We start from the raw sequence: 14,772 nt of genomic DNA, 5'->3' as shown, positions 1-14,772 counted from the left end.
TGACATGCTAACGACATCAGTCCGGTTACTCATCTACTATCTCAAGCATCGTCAGATTCCAGTATTCACTTAAATCATTCTTGATTGCGCAACGCCCTCCCCGCAGAGCCCGCACAACAGGGCGACGGTCTGGGGGATACCGTTGATCGGTCTCGGCCAGGTAAATGTTATAGCCCTCTAGGCTATCCAGGGGATTATCAGCCATCCCCCATTGAAAAATCGAATGCCCCATGCGGTTGAGCAACAGCATCTTCCCATCCCCATCCAGCACCCCCACCCCCATGGGCAGACTGTCTAGCAAGGTGGCAAACTTTTGTTCACTATCCTGCAAGGTGGTTAGAGACTGCTGTACCTGCTGATGCATATGGTGCAACGCCTGGGACACCGTAGAAACTTCCGCAATGCGGCTGTCGGGTAGGGGTAGATCGACAACACTCGCTTCCATGCTTTGGGCCGTTTGGGTGAGACGCAGGAGCGATCGCGTCAGGCGTCGGGACGCCCAAAGGCTCATACCCACTGCACCACATAGCACTAAGCCGCTCACCCATAGCGTTAGCCGTAGATTTGCATCAATCCGCCCAGCCAGGTCTGCCTCTGGCACCAGCACCACCACCTGCCACGTCCAACCAGAATTCACCTCAAAGGGAATCACTTGCACAAAGTAGGTCTGGTCTAATAGACGCACTCGCTGAGCCGAGAGACTACGCCCCTCTTCAGCCTCCAAACCCCAGAGAGCTGCCGCCCTTGTCAGCGGATCCTGGCTCTCCTGGGCCATCAGCCGCCACTGTTCCGGTGATGAGGTCTCTGTATTGGCAGCGATCGCCTCTTGACGAAGCGGTACTTCTCCGGTGGAGGTAGCTATGAGCTGGCCAAGATCATCAAGGATGAACACCCGCCCAGCATCGCTAATTGGCAAACTGCGCAGAAATTCCCCCATATAACCAAGGTAGAGACTGGCACCGAGCACACCCTGAACATTCCCCGCCGCATCGGTAAACGGCAAGACATAGGTCATGATCAGTGACGCAGGGTCTTGCCCTTGCTCCCCAGGGGCTATCCGCCAAAGACCTGCCCCTTGCCCCTGCGCCTCTGCATACCACGGATCACCCGATGGCGTTACGTGGGGATCGTAGTTCTCCACAACATCTTGTAGATAGAGGCGCTTGCCCTGGCGATCGGCTGCGTAGTTCTCTAGGTTGCCTGTGCTTGGGTTGCGCTCCTGAATTGCAAAAGGTGCTGCCGGAAGACGCCCCACCGCCAGAAAATCCCGCGCCTCCGTCACCATCATCAAGCCGCTCACTTGGGGGTTGATCTGGAGCTGCTCAACAAAATAGGCTTCCATCAACGCTGCATTTTGCCAGTCTAGCCCCCCAAGCTGAATCGCCAGTCGCTGACCTTGAACCAGCGTTTCTGATGCATGAACGTAGTCATCTAAGGTTTGAACAACGCGGCGGTTGGTGTCGTCCACCACTTGATCAACAAGCTCTTCAATGGCTGCCTGCCCGCTGCGATAGCAGAAGTAATCCACGATCAAGACGGTGCCAATCACCTGCACCATCAGCGGAATAGCCAGTAACGTTTGTAGCGAGATTTTTGAAGACCTTAAGTACCTAAGACCACGGTGCAACATGCAAGGTGTTTTTGTTTATCACTGAACAGCAATCGAGCTCAGACGCTTCCCCAATCATGCGGCACCCCGTTGGATTGCGCGGAGCATCCCTTCTGACTTAAGGTAACGCATGAACTTCGGATCAACCTCCATGATATGGCTGAATTCATGCTGCTTAACCTTACTTAAACAGAGTTCATTACTCAGAGCATCTGTTTATCTCCTGATGATTAAACACGACTTGTTGTTTATAGATTTAAGTCTATGCACAACAAGATCATGATAGATTTTTACAGCGATACAAGATCAGCAGGATGGGTGCGGAAAGACAGGTACTGGGAGTAGTTGTATGGCTCCACAAACGTTTGAACAGACGTTCAGGGGGCGTTGCTGAATCGCGATAGGATTTATGCTGGCGAACCGTGAGCGAGAGGCTCCCATCCAGTCTAGTCGAAGGGTCATAGCCGGGATATTCTGCCTTTGATCCCCCACTTCACCGCTCCCTTGGCAAGAGAGCTACAAACATCTGGGTACTGAGCAAGCTTTGAATAAGAGGTGTATCTAACCGGATTTGATATGAGCCCTCTTTTGTCATGCAGGGAACATCCCGACGAATTCTCGTCATCACAACCAGTGACATCCCACGAGAGCATCAAGGCATGATCTCTTTGTTCCGAGAGTGACACAAGAAAGATGCCGTAGATCAGCTCCTCTCTAGGTTGAGAGTCGTCAGCTACATACCCTTAAAGTTCTCTCCCTAGGCCCAGAATTCATCCACCTTGAGGTGATCAAGCTCTGCTTGTAACTCTTGAAAATAGTCACTCTGAGTGACCTGTTGAACTTCCCGTTCACGCTTGGCATGATCAATCTCAATACGCAGTTCCGTCACCTGTTGTTTTAACTGGGCTTCCCGCTGCTTGACTTCTTGGGCCATGTGTTGAAAGACGCGGGCCAATTGCCCTAGCTCATCCGATCGCTGCCCTACTTCACTCAAGCAACTGGGATCAAAACAATCACTTTCCACATCCACCGCCGCTGCCGTCACTCGATCTACTTGGTCTAAATATTGACGCATCTGCTGATTGTTGAGCCGTAGTTCTTGCTCCACCCGCTTGCGTTCTGCAACTGCCGTGGAAATGTCTTGAAACATCTGACGAAAGGTGTGGATTACGTCTCCCAGCTCATCCTTACGCCGGATATGAGTGGATGAAAACTCGGTGGAGGGCTGGTCTTGAGCGATCGCTTCTCCAGCCTTAGCTAAATCGCGCCGGAGTCGTAGAATCGGGCTAATCAAGTTAGGGCCCAACACAACCATCATCACTAGGGTGACAAAGCCAGAAATAATCACCACCAATCCAGCCACCCGCAGCACATAGGTGAACAGAGCAGCTCGGGTGCCTTGGGCATCATGGCGAATCACAATAAAATGTTGTCCATCTGGCAGCAGGGTTGGCCAAGCCACATCGTAGCGATCGCCCTCAGCCTGAGGCAGATAAAGTGCTTCTCCCTGCACAGCAGCGTTAAACGAGAGCGCCGGCGCTTCACCAAAAGTGCCCATCACCGAGCCATCGGGCGTATAAATTGCTCCTCCCAAAATGCTTTCTAGCATTGGATCTGCCTGAAGCTGCTCCACTTGGGTCAACAGCTCTTGGGGTGTGGAATCAGGATAGGTCATCAAAATCCAGTTGATTTTACCCGTTGAAACCTCTTCAACCTGATCTAAGATCTCCTGCCGACGCCGTTCCACCGATGGCACCAGTAAAACCGCCTCAATCACCATAATGCTGAGAAAGATCCAGAAGACAATCCGCAGCGATAGGCGAGAGCGAAATAATCCAATAACGTCATTCAGCGTCTGTCTGCCAGAGGATTGAGCAGAATCTTTAACACGACTGGATAATGAAATCATGATGCATCTCCGAGGTTATGACGAACGAGTTAGCTTGCCCCGAACGTATCTCGAAGCATAGCGCTACTCAGGAACAAATCTGTGGCGTGTTGCTGAATTGATAGATGATTTGCCCTCATCCCTAACCCTTCTCCCCAGGGAGAAGGGAGCTAGAACTCCTGTCTCCTCTCCCTAGGATGAGGGCGGATTGAGCCATTCATACTTGTATTCAGCAACGCCTGAAGGTTTAAGTCTTAAGTAACCTTGAAATAGAAATGGAAACGAATGACGTCCTCCTACGTAACAGCAGAACTCCAGGCACCTGCAACCTACCAGGTATCCAAACCATTGCTAGTCAGGCAATCCTGCAACGAGCGTTCGGCGGATGCAGCGTTAAAAAGATGCAGGCCAAAATCTTGGGACAGTCGCTCAAAGACTTTAATGCCTCGAACACTGTTACCTTTCTCATCCAAACAAGGTGAAAAGGTACCAATCCCCAACTGTCCAGGTACAACACCTGTAATACCGCCGCCCACACCGCTTTTGGCAGGAATGCCCACCCGATACGCCCACTCCCCAGAGTAGTCATACATACCGCAGGTCAGCATGACGCTAATCACATCTTGCACATAACGTTCATCAAGGGCCCGTTCGCCAGTGACGGGGTTAATGCCTTTATTCGCCAACGTGGCTGCCATCATCGCCAAATCACGGGCGTTCACTAACAGAGAACATTGCTGAAAATAAAGATCCAAGGTTTCATCAATGCGATCGCTGACCATGCCAAAATTCAACATCAGATAAGCGATCGCCCGATTACGGTTGCCTGTGGCCCGTTCAGAAAGAAAAACCGGGACACTCACGTCTAGCTCCCGCCCAGTATAGCGCTGAAACATAGCTAGCACCCGCTTGATGCGTTCTGTAGCTCCATTCCCTTGAATTAAATCCGCCGTGGCGATCGCCCCAGCATTCACCATAGGGTTACAGGGACGGTTGGTCGCTTCATCCAGAACAATTGCATTAAACGCCTCCCCCGTCGGTTCGACGCTGACCTTACTGTTTACATACTCGCGACCATGGTCTTCCAACGCCAGACCGTAGACAAAGGCTTTAGAAATCGACTGAATGGTGAATAGCTGATCGCAGTTACCCACCTCAACGATCTGTCCATCCGTCGTTGCTGTACAGATACCAAACCAATCGGGTTGCGCGAGAGTCAGTTCAGGAATATAGTCAGCGATCGCCCCTTCGTTGAGCGGTAAGTATGCTTGATGCAGATCTTGCAGATAGTTGCGAAACGACGACGTGGCGGATTGTATCGATCGAGTTAGGCTATTGAGATGTCCACTGGTTACATCACGATCTACATCCTGGCTAGAGTCTACCATCTTGCTATCCTTTATGATTTACACAGGTCAATTCAATACATTTAAGTTCGGGAAATATTTTATCCATCAGCTAGATGTATTACAATACAGTACTCGTAGGGTGTGTTCGCGAAGCGTAACGCACCGCCCCCAACTTTATCCATCGGCTAGAATAAGTCGCGAAATGTGCAGCATCGGCATCATTGCTAGCAGCTATAAAACCTGGCATTAGCTCACATGCTGCGCCACCTTTTGAAACTCATGGCTAACGGGATGATCTGGATATTTCAAGCAAAACACGCCTTCACTCGCCAATTGCACAATCTCTTCTGATAGAGGAAATACCCCAGCGACCTTGAGATCATAGGTTTCTTCCACCTTTTGTCGCAAAGCTTCGGGGTCGAGCTGCCGGTAGGCTTTGTTAACAATCAGCTTCATATCTCGAACGCGAAGCTGCTTAGCAACATCAATGGTTACAGCCGTACCCTGATAGTCTTGTTTATCTGGTCGGAGGATGAGCAGCAAAACGTGAGAAATGGCAATTGAAAGAAATGTTTCCTTCGATAAACCTGGATGGGTATCGATAAACAAGTAATCTAGCTCTAGATCTTTAACCAGCCTGCGAAAACCATCATTGAGAAGCCGCACATCATAGCCATCCTTGAGAATGCGGGCAATATCATCTGGCTTAACGCTAGACGGTACTAGATAGAGAGCACCTGAGTCTAGAGAGAGGCGATCGCTCACGTCATGGGCCGCGTCGTGAATGCTAGTCTCCCCCCATAGATAGCGGTTCAAGGTTGCCTGATGGATATCGGGATCAAGGCCGAGAATATTGTGAATACCGGGGGAGGGTAGATCCGTATCTACAACCCCCACTCGGTGCCCTTGAAGAGCCAGGGTGGTTGCAAGATTGGCGGTCATATTAGACTTCCCCGTACCGCCACGATAGGAGTGAATGGAAATAACTTTAGGCATAGAACGTCAGGGCTGAATCAGGACAAGGTAATCAGGTAAACAGCACAAGCATTACCTGTGAGAATGATGGTCTTTTTCCTAAGCAGCAGGACTAGGCTTTGCGCTGATCCCCGATGAGGGCAATACCAAACCGGCAACGTTGAGTTGTGCTAACGCTGTAGGTACAGTATCGACCCAAGATGAGAACTAGCTGAATTTTAGATGGAGATAGGTCTCAGAAATGCGATCGCTTTCCGTCAAAAATTCCCTTCCTGACATCAGCGATCGCCAAGGTTTACAACTAGAAACAATGGGTCAAACCAGTGATTTCTCCCAGAAGAGAGGTCATACTAGGGGTAGCAAAACAGTCCGATTTGGGCTCAACTACCCCTGTCTTTGCCCTGAATTACGTCATGAGGTTTTGATAATGAAGCATCCTCTCCCAGTGCAAACCCTCTGGTGGCAACGAGATGATGTGCAGTATGTTGAGGATGAGCTGCATTTCAGCACCCACAACCTCAACACCATGGCCTACGAGTTGGGGACACCGCTGTATGTCTACAGCAGCGATCGCCTGCGGCAGAATTTAGAGCGCCTGCATCGGGTGTTAGACGAACGGGCGATCGCCCACCGAATCTTCTACGCCATGAAGTCCAACCGCTATGCGCCCCTGCTCACCTACCTAAAGCTCACCGGGCTCTGCGGTATTGATGCCTGCTCGCCCCAAGAGGTGCGCCAGGCCCGCCAAGTGGGATTTCTACCCTCTGAAATTTCCTTTACGGGCACGGCTCTATCCAACGCCGATCTGGACGAGTTAGCGCGATCGCCCGATTTGATCATCAACTGCGATTCTCTCAGCAGTCTCCGTCGATTGGGCGATCGCTGCCCCGGTCGCGCCATTGGGCTACGGATTAACCCCGGACTGGGGCTGGGATACCGCACCAATCCCCACCTGCGCTATGCCGGCACCAAACCCACCAAGTTTGGCATCTACCCCGAGCAATGGGAAGAAGCTCTGGCCCTAGCTCATCGCTATGGGCTACAGATCCAGGGGCTGCATGTCCATGCGGGCTGCGGCTATCTGACGCCCCAGTTAGCCACCTGGTCTGCTATCCTTCAGCGCTGTCAAAACATCCTGGATCGCCTGCCGTCGGTCTCTTACATTAACCTAGGAGGCGGCTTGGGCATCCCCTTGGTTGCCGACGATGCGCCTCTGGATCTAGAGCGCTGGGCGGATATCGTCGCCGAGCAGTTGGGCGATCGCCCCCAGCAGATTTATCTAGAACCCGGTGACTATATTGCTAAAGACGCTGGCATTTTGATTCTGCAAACAACCATGGTGGAGCAAAAGCAAGATACCTGGTTTGTTGGCATGAATGGAGGCTTTAATCTGCATATTGAGCCAGCTTTCTATCACCTGCCCCTAGAACCTGTTCCTGCACGACGGCGGCGATCGCAGCCAGATTGGCCCGCCCGCGTCACCGTAACCGGTAACATAAACGAAGCCCTAGATTGTTGGGCTGAAGATGTCGTGTTATCTCCTATACAAGAAGGCGATTACCTGTGCTTCTTGAATGCCGGTGGCTATGGCGCATCCATGAGTTCCAATCACTGTATGCGAGGTCAGTTTACAGAGGTCTTGCTACCCCCCGCAAGCCCAACAGATCACGGTTACCAGCATCCTTGCGTCTAGTACTCTGAGGCGTAAGTAACCCGCCTATGGCCTGAGACGGGAAACCTTGTGTGTCCTGGATCCTTTTCGTTTTTCTGTCTTCGTTCTTCTGTCTTCCGGTACTAATTTCTCCTGTTGCATCTCTTCTTGAATGTCGCCACAACCCATGACCTCCTCCCTGTCACCCTCCCTATCGACCCTCCAGTCCCTGGCTGGGGCTATAGATCTCAGCACGCTGCTGGAAACAGAGGTGCGATCGCTCTATGCCGCTAGCCAGGGCGATGCAGCCGTCTTCCAGCGCTACCTCAAGCGCCTCACCTGGGGCGATCCACTGCCCTATATCACCCAGCAGCTCACCTTTCGGGGCCACACCTTCAAGATCGATCGCCGCGCCTATATCACCGACCCAGAACTGACCTATCTTCTAGATGCCGTTCTCCAAGCGATCGATACATTTACCCAACAGCAGGGGCGATCGCCTCGGGTAGCAGAATTCGGCATTGGCTGCGGTAGCCTCAGCATTTCCCTCAAGCTGGAGCGCCCCGAGCTGGATCTGGTTGGCATCGATATTGACAGGGGAGCGATCGCCCTCGCCCAGGAAAATCTGCAGCAGTTTGGGGTTGATATTCCCCTAATTGAAAGCGACTTTTTTACATCCTGGCCCTATGCTGCCCCACCTGATATCATTTACGGTGATCCCCCTTGGGGGGAAAGCACCGATCTGTATGACGAGGAGCGCTCCGCGGCCTATTACCAAGCTATGCCCTGTATGTCTGCCTATCCCGTGGGAGGCAAAGCTGCTGTCCATGCCGGCTTGTTGGAGCACATCGCCCAACGCCGCTGGCCAAGTTTGCTCCTGCTCAACTGTGGCGTTTTACCTCAACCTAGTTTGCGTGAGCTCCAAACCCTGACCCAAACCAGCACCGTTCTTCATCCCACCCATCATCTTTCGATCCTGCGCTGCACGGTGGACTAATCAAGTGCTGCTCTGCGGTTTAATGCTCTCTACTTTGTTTAACAGGCTATGTTACAGAAAAGCAATGTTTTGAAGCGATCACGATTTGTTGGATTGCGTGCAAAGATGCTCATTGGCTTTACCGCCATCTTTACAGGTATTTTTGCCGGAACCTATTATTGGTTCTACAGCTATGCCAGCACCCTAGCGTTAGAGCGGCTGCGAGATAACTTAGTGAATGCATACCGAATTGTGAACGCCGGTATTGATGGCGACAGCTTTGAAGTTTTATTAGAACAGCCCTTATCTGATAACGGTGTCCGCGTCGAAAATAATCCTTTGTATATCGCACATCAATCTTGGCTAGTCGAAATTACAGAAACTGAGCCGCGCGCCTTAGCCTATACCTACACAGCAGGGGATGATCCTGGAGAAATTATTTGGATTGGTGATGCCTATCGAACCATCCTACCCGATCGCTCTCCTACGCAATTCAAAGAATCCTATCAAGACGAGGTTGGCCTCTATGAAGGACTCAGTGAGACGGGCGTGATCATGACTCCATCTCAAGATGAATGGGGCACCTGGATTATTGCCTATGGCCCCATCTACAACTCATCTGGGGAAATCGTTGGAGCATTGGGGGTAGACTTTAGCGCTAACTATTTACGAAACGTACAGCAGCAAGTGCGGATGGCTGTTCTGCTAATTTTTGCGATCGCTTACCTAGTTCTCATTTTATTAGTTTATCTTGTAGCACGTAAACTGACTCAGCCTATCACCCGTCTCACAGAAATCAGTGAACGCATCGGCAATGGCGACTATAGCCAAAGTGGTCAACTAGCCAAATTTCATCAGCGTCAATTGCGGGATGAAATTACCCAGCTAGCGGCCGTTTTTGAAGGCATGGTCGATAAAGTACGCCAGCGCGAAGTCACCTTAAAGCAGCAAATTACGGAGCTAAAAATCGAGATTGATCATTCCAAACGCCAGCAGCAGGTTCAGGAAATTGTAGATACTGACTACTTCCAGAGTCTTCAGAAGAAAGCGCGCATGATGCGTCGCAATCGCGATGAAAGTAAAGAATAAGATCAACCTGAGTTCGATGACGCCATGAGAAACCTAGATAGCTTTGATGCGTTATCGGCAACATAACGCATCAAAGGCTTATAAAACAGTGCGGGCTTTACCTAACAGCACTCTACAACGCGGCTACAATCCTGTTCATTGACATCCAACGACCTGGCTTCATATCTTGCTTATCTACGACAAGGATGGAGATGATGGCCCGAGTTGGCCAGAGGTTTCCTGTTTATGCTGCACTAAGATCAAACCTTCTTGGAGTGCCGTGAGGCGATCGCCCATCCAGTGATGTCCTGGAATGAGACCAGCAATACCCAACTTCTCCAGTCGCCGTCTAACCCCCCCAGCGGCACCAACCACAATCACCTCGCGGCCTTCATCAATGGCTTCTTGAATAGCATTTTCAATGGCTAGTGACGACGTGACGCCAAGGACAGGCACCTCTCCCAGGTCAACAATTAACACATCATAGTTAGCGATCGCATGATGTTCTCTGGCAATGGCCTTAGCTACCCCAAAAATCATCGGCCCACTCAAATGGAACAGTAAAACCCGCCCATTGGCTGCATCCAAAATCTGTTTTTCCTCAGGCAGCAGAACAATTTGATCATCTGCATCGGTAATCGCCTTCACAGACTTTGACTGTAGTTCTTCAAGACGAGCGATCGTTAAGATATTGGCAATGAAGACACCCACAGCCACAGCCACCATCAAATCTACAAATACGGTGAGAAACACCACGCTGTAGACAATACCTGCTGCCTTCCAGGAAATACTGTGAACTCGTCTGAGAAAACCCCAGTCAATAATGTTAATTCCCACCTTTAAGACAATCCCTGCCAAAACTGCTAGGGGAATCACGGAGGTGAGGGGAGCAGCCCACAACACAACAATCATCAACACAAACGCGCGGCTGATACCAGCTAATGCCGTACGACCACCGGCTTGGATGCTCACCACCGTAGCAGTCGTTGCCCCAGATCCGGCAATACCACCACAGAGACCAGTAATCAGATTAGCAATGCCCTGACCAATCAGTTCCTTATTAGACTTATGCTCTGTTCGAGTTAAACTGTCTGACACCAAGCAGGTCAACAAACAGTCAATCGATCCCACCATGCCCAAAATTATCGCATTGACAAACATCAGGCGTAGATTACTAGCCGTAAAGGTCGGCAGTTGAAATTCAGGCAACCCAGGCGTGATCTCGCCCACCGTGGCAATGGTGCGGATATCAACATCGCGCAGGAAAATCAAGGAAATTGCAGTACCTATCAAAAGTGCCACCAGTTGGGGCGGCATGATCCGCTTTAAGCTGGATGGATAGAGGAATAGAATAGCTAAGGTAATTACCCCCAGCATAGTTTCCCATGGATTGAGATTAACGATCAAATTCGGCGCATTTTGAATGACACCAAGCACGCCGCCGGAAGGAGTCTCCAGTCCAACAAAGGGAGCAATTTGCAAAAAGATAAGAATGATCCCAATTCCTGTCATAAATCCAGAGATGACGTTGTAGGGCAGCATCGTAATGTATCGCCCTAGGCGTAAGACTCCGAACAGGATTTGGAAAATACCCGCCATCATAATCACCGTGAAGGCCATCGCTAAGCCATTCTTAGGATCATTGGCCATGAGTTCAGCGATCACAGCGGTGACAATCACTGTCATCGGCCCGGTTGGCTCGGAAATGAGGCTGGGGGTGCCGCCAAATAATGCCGCAAAAAAGCCTACTAAGATAGCACCCCATAGTCCTGCTGAAGCACCAGCGCCGGAGGCAATCCCGAATGCCAAGGCCATCGGCAATGCTACAACAGCAGCCGTCAGCCCTCCAAAAATGTCCCCTTTAAGGTTTCGGAAGTGAATTTGGTTTGTAATTTTCATGATCTTGCGAATGACAGCATAAACCTGACTGAATCTAGCTTGACGTCTAGGGTGCTCTGGCTCTAACGAGGCGATCGCCTGTCTCTGAGTTTCCCCGCTCTCATGCCCTGCTGGAATCTCACGTGATTCTTGCCAAGACATCAAGCGAAACAAGCAACTGTGAGCCGTAGGAGTTTTATTTGGGTGTCGTTGGTGGATCTTAAGGTGGACTGATCACAATGTGCATGAAGGTCATACGGCAAACATCAGGGTAGTTATCTATGCAACCATGTTGACCTGGATCGCTCCAGTTCGACCATGGCGCTCAGTAGGCAGGATTGGCATCTAGCCAAGCGACACCCATTATGAATGGGAGTCGCTTGAGCAATGGATGCAACAATTTATCAAGAACTATGAAGTATGGAGTACAACCCTTTTTAACTCTTGTTCAAACGTGGAACGACATAGACAGCATCTGGCTTAACCAGCATCATGAAGCTATGCTACGGCGATCGCCACTTAGGCTAGCGATGGTTGAGGTTCATGTCTTGATTAGGATGATGGACACCCGTCCTTTCGTCCGACGCCTCCTCGATACTATCGTCTCATAGATCTAGGACAGCGGCGATCGTCGAGTCTAGTTTTTGTCCAGCGTTGCTGAATCGATAGATGATGTGCGCTCACGCGACCCTGATAGTGAATGGGTTGGGAGTGTGAGCGTCTTGCTCACGTTCTGATTTCATAGCCTCATTGAGCAACGCTTTTGGTTCCAAGATTAGGGGAGGGCGATAGGCAGTCGGCTAGGATCCAGATGGTGGACGCTTACATGATGCTTGGCTCATCTCACATCCGATTCAAGCACTGTAGGATGTATGTTTCACCCAAGCCCTTTTGAACCAGATTCAAGTGAGGAACCCAGGCGGTAGCGTTTCACTGGACTTGACATAGCCCATCTCAAACCTATAGCGATCGCTCTCCAGCCACCTTGATGAATGGCACAAACCCGCTAGCGATCGCCCCTAAATTGACTAAGGTTAAATCACTGTGTATAAACTCAAGGATGTTTATGCTGGCTCATATACCGATGGCATTGGTGATCCTACGGGGGGCGATCGCGCCGGTTCTGGTGGGCATGGCTTGGGATGGACATACGAGCTGGGGTTGGGTGCTGCTCTATTGCCTGGCGGTACTGTCAGATATTTTTGATGGCATCATTGCCCGCCGCCTAGGGGTGAGTACCGCCGCGCTGCGGAAGGCGGATAGCTGGGCCGATCGCGGTCTCTATGTCTGTGTGGCGATCGCAGCTTGGCTAGCCCATCCAGACGTGATCCTCGCCTTTAAGCTGCCGTTGTTAAGCATTCTGGGACTCCAAGGCATCTGGTGGATCGTGAACCTAGCCAAATATGGACAACCGGCCAGCTATCATACCTACACAGCTAAAGCTTGGGGATTAACCCTGCTGGTAGCAGCGATCGCTCTCTTTGGCTATGGCTATGGCGGCGTGACTTTGTGGGTGGCGATTCTCATCGGTGTAATCCACACCCTAGAAGAATTAGCCATGACTTGGGTGCTGCCGACCTGGCACCACGATGTTTTGAGCTTGGGCCATGCCCTGGAGATCCGCAAACAGTTATTGTCCTAAACCATCATCCAGAGGTTAATAGCGCGAGTAACCCAGGTGGATAAAGGGGAATGGTCTCTTGGGCAACCTGCTTCAGATCAATCCAGATAGCATCAAAGGATTGATCCCCTTCATGCCCCACTAAAACTGGGGTATCGTAGAGAGTTTTATCTATGAAGACACCATCATAGATAAAAACAATCTCATGCCCTGGCTTACCATTAAACTCAAACCGATTTTCGATCACCCCTAAGAGCACCATCTGTTCTGACTCTACGCCCAATTCTTCACGAATCTCTCGAATCGCGGTCTCTTGGCTAGATTCACCAAAGTCAATGCCGCCGCCTAAGGGTCGATAAAACGCCTGATCTTTGACTCGATCATACTCCTTATGCACTAAAATGCGATCGCCGTGACGAAACACACATAGAGCGATCGCGCGAATCTTGGATTTAGCCATAGAGTGAATTGTCCTATAACTGGGTTATAACATGCTCTTGATTGCTCTTAGTTATAGACTAATCCCGTCATCTTGGCTAGAGCGATCGCCTTTCTCTCCCGGGGATATGCGACAGGGCTCATGGCTAGCTTCAGGCAATCTTTATCTCAGAAGCGATTCATAGACTGCCAAGCTGTAAGATAGCTAAGTGCTTTAAGATCACACCCATAACTCAAACCTATCACACTATCCTGCACCTCTCACAGACTTATCTAAAAACTTGCTGCTTCTGGGTTAAACACATGGCAATTCCTTTTTCATAATAGGCAGCCTCATTCACAAAAACTGGATACACCGTTGAATCACCAGCATAAGCGATCGTTTCTCCCTCAAAAGTTAAGAAGATAGGATCACCTGGGTTAAGTGCCTCAAAATCTTTGAATTGCCGCTGAGGATGAATCATAGCCAAAAGCTTACCCTGTTGATCCCTAGGATAGTCTAGTGAATCTACGTATTGATAGAGTGTTAGAGATTCTGGCTCAATGTCATTTGACTTGGTATTATACTGCTCTAGATAATCTAAGATAGCATGAATCAGAGCCTCTGTTTTACAGAACAACTCTCCATGCAGCGTGCCATGGGCAACCGGGCCAACTTCTATGCCTATGCGATACTTAGCTAGCGATCGCAATGAATCTTGATTGCGGCCAGAATGGGCAGAACTATAAACCTTAATCTCAGGCTGGATAGCATTTAGATAGGCTGACAGCCTTAGGGTAAAGGGATCAAGATTATCTAGAATCAGCATCGTTCCTACATTAGACGTGGTGCCATGTTGATCAATAATAAAATCTGCAGGCATAGATCCATCCTGCCCAAATTGAGATCTGATCTCTCTAGCTCGTTGAATTTCATAGAGCTGACTATCACCTTGAGCAAGATCATCTAGCGTAAAACATCGATTCAAATCCTTATCAATATACCGAACCCCGGCAGCGATCGCTTGAGGATTGCCCACACAGGAAACCGTTTCAAAGCTAGATCGACGGATCAGGTCAGGATAGCGTTCAAACTTTTGATGAAGATAAACCCCAATGAGTTCATTTCCATGAGTTCCACCAACGATCACAACACGCTTAATTTCATCCATGACGATTCCTATTGATTAGCTCTTGATTTTGTACCTGAGTCAACGCTGATGATGTAGATCCAGAGCACACGATCAACCATGATCATGAGACTCTCTTGCGTAGTCCTAGCCTTAGATGAATCGCGACTCATCCCTGCGTCTACAACCATCATCTTGGACATGAGCAAG

At 50.1% G+C, this 14,772-nt stretch carries 11 protein-coding genes; 4 read left to right on the top strand and 7 right to left on the bottom strand.

Translation table 11 applies throughout. The features are described 5' to 3' along the window. Positions 1 to 25: 25 nt before the first annotated feature. The 4 genes from JUJ53_RS02290 to JUJ53_RS02275 form a co-directional block, all read right to left on the bottom strand. Positions 26 to 1,558 (bottom strand): HAMP domain-containing protein, encoded by a 1,533-nt coding sequence (locus JUJ53_RS02290; protein WP_204150358.1) that lies wholly within the window; start codon positions 1,556 to 1,558, stop codon positions 26 to 28. An 808-nt stretch (positions 1,559 to 2,366) separates the two neighbouring features. After that, on the bottom strand, positions 2,367 to 3,518 hold the full coding sequence (locus JUJ53_RS02285) for a HAMP domain-containing protein (protein WP_204150357.1): 1,152 nt from the start codon (positions 3,516 to 3,518) through the stop codon (positions 2,367 to 2,369). A gap of 308 nt (positions 3,519 to 3,826) precedes the next feature. Then, positions 3,827 to 4,885, bottom strand: coding sequence for a glutaminase A (glsA, locus tag JUJ53_RS02280; protein WP_204150356.1), 1,059 nt, complete (start codon positions 4,883 to 4,885; stop codon positions 3,827 to 3,829). A gap of 207 nt (positions 4,886 to 5,092) precedes the next feature. Then, positions 5,093 to 5,842 (bottom strand): MinD/ParA family protein, encoded by a 750-nt coding sequence (locus tag JUJ53_RS02275; protein ID WP_204150355.1) that lies wholly within the window; start codon positions 5,840 to 5,842, stop codon positions 5,093 to 5,095. A gap of 406 nt (positions 5,843 to 6,248) precedes the next feature. Between JUJ53_RS02275 and JUJ53_RS02270 the strand changes: the two genes are divergently transcribed. The 3 genes from JUJ53_RS02270 (at position 6,249) to JUJ53_RS02260 (ending at position 9,537) form a co-directional block, all read left to right on the top strand. Further along, the gene (locus tag JUJ53_RS02270; RefSeq protein WP_204150354.1) at positions 6,249 to 7,514 is read left to right on the top strand and encodes a diaminopimelate decarboxylase; all 1,266 of its coding nucleotides are present in this window, start codon (positions 6,249 to 6,251) and stop codon (positions 7,512 to 7,514) included. Between the two features lie 145 nt (positions 7,515 to 7,659). Next, positions 7,660 to 8,469 carry a class I SAM-dependent methyltransferase gene (locus tag JUJ53_RS02265; RefSeq protein ID WP_204150353.1) on the top strand — a complete coding sequence of 270 codons (810 nt, stop codon included), beginning with the start codon at positions 7,660 to 7,662 and terminating at the stop codon, positions 8,467 to 8,469. Positions 8,470 to 8,574: 105 nt separating this feature from the next. Further along, complete coding sequence (locus JUJ53_RS02260) at positions 8,575 to 9,537, top strand: HAMP domain-containing protein (RefSeq protein ID WP_204150352.1); 963 nt, start codon at positions 8,575 to 8,577, stop codon at positions 9,535 to 9,537. A gap of 174 nt (positions 9,538 to 9,711) precedes the next feature. Here JUJ53_RS02260 and JUJ53_RS02255 read toward each other — a convergent pair whose 3' ends face one another. Further along, positions 9,712 to 11,415, bottom strand: a complete 1,704-nt coding sequence (locus JUJ53_RS02255; protein WP_204150351.1) for a SulP family inorganic anion transporter — start codon at positions 11,413 to 11,415, stop codon at positions 9,712 to 9,714. Positions 11,416 to 12,478: 1,063 nt separating this feature from the next. Between JUJ53_RS02255 and JUJ53_RS02250 the strand changes: the two genes are divergently transcribed. Further along, positions 12,479 to 13,036: a CDP-alcohol phosphatidyltransferase family protein gene (locus JUJ53_RS02250; protein WP_239124705.1), complete on the top strand. Its 558-nt coding sequence runs from the start codon at positions 12,479 to 12,481 to the stop codon at positions 13,034 to 13,036. A 4-nt stretch (positions 13,037 to 13,040) separates the two neighbouring features. Here the strand turns inward: JUJ53_RS02250 and JUJ53_RS02245 are convergent, their stop codons facing one another. Both JUJ53_RS02245 and JUJ53_RS02240 read right to left on the bottom strand, forming a co-directional pair. Then, positions 13,041 to 13,475: an NUDIX hydrolase gene (locus JUJ53_RS02245; RefSeq protein WP_204150349.1), complete on the bottom strand. Its 435-nt coding sequence runs from the start codon at positions 13,473 to 13,475 to the stop codon at positions 13,041 to 13,043. A gap of 247 nt (positions 13,476 to 13,722) precedes the next feature. After that, entirely contained in the window at positions 13,723 to 14,604 is an 882-nt protein-coding gene (locus JUJ53_RS02240; protein WP_204150348.1) for an aspartoacylase, read from the bottom strand. Positions 14,605 to 14,772: the final 168 nt, after the last annotated feature.

This window comes from Leptolyngbya sp. CCY15150 (genome assembly GCF_016888135.1).
GTDB lineage: Bacteria > Cyanobacteriota > Cyanobacteriia > RECH01 > RECH01 > RECH01.
The sequence above is the reverse complement of the archived record's forward strand: the minus strand, read 5'-3'. Positions and strand labels throughout refer to the sequence as shown.

Coding starts and splice junctions, on each gene's coding strand:
- JUJ53_RS02290 (WP_204150358.1), bottom strand. CDS start 1,558: ATGGTGCAGGTGATTGGCACCGTCTTGATCGTGGATTACTTCTGCTAT.
- JUJ53_RS02245 (WP_204150349.1), bottom strand. CDS start 13,475: ATGGCTAAATCCAAGATTCGCGCGATCGCTCTATGTGTGTTTCGTCAC.
- JUJ53_RS02270 (WP_204150354.1), top strand. CDS start 6,249: ATGAAGCATCCTCTCCCAGTGCAAACCCTCTGGTGGCAACGAGATGAT.
- JUJ53_RS02250 (WP_239124705.1), top strand. CDS start 12,479: ATGGCATTGGTGATCCTACGGGGGGCGATCGCGCCGGTTCTGGTGGGC.
- glsA (WP_204150356.1), bottom strand. CDS start 4,885: ATGGTAGACTCTAGCCAGGATGTAGATCGTGATGTAACCAGTGGACAT.
- JUJ53_RS02255 (WP_204150351.1), bottom strand. CDS start 11,415: ATGAAAATTACAAACCAAATTCACTTCCGAAACCTTAAAGGGGACATT.
- JUJ53_RS02240 (WP_204150348.1), bottom strand. CDS start 14,604: ATGGATGAAATTAAGCGTGTTGTGATCGTTGGTGGAACTCATGGAAAT.
- JUJ53_RS02285 (WP_204150357.1), bottom strand. CDS start 3,518: ATGATTTCATTATCCAGTCGTGTTAAAGATTCTGCTCAATCCTCTGGC.
- JUJ53_RS02275 (WP_204150355.1), bottom strand. CDS start 5,842: ATGCCTAAAGTTATTTCCATTCACTCCTATCGTGGCGGTACGGGGAAG.
- JUJ53_RS02265 (WP_204150353.1), top strand. CDS start 7,660: ATGACCTCCTCCCTGTCACCCTCCCTATCGACCCTCCAGTCCCTGGCT.
- JUJ53_RS02260 (WP_204150352.1), top strand. CDS start 8,575: ATGCTCATTGGCTTTACCGCCATCTTTACAGGTATTTTTGCCGGAACC.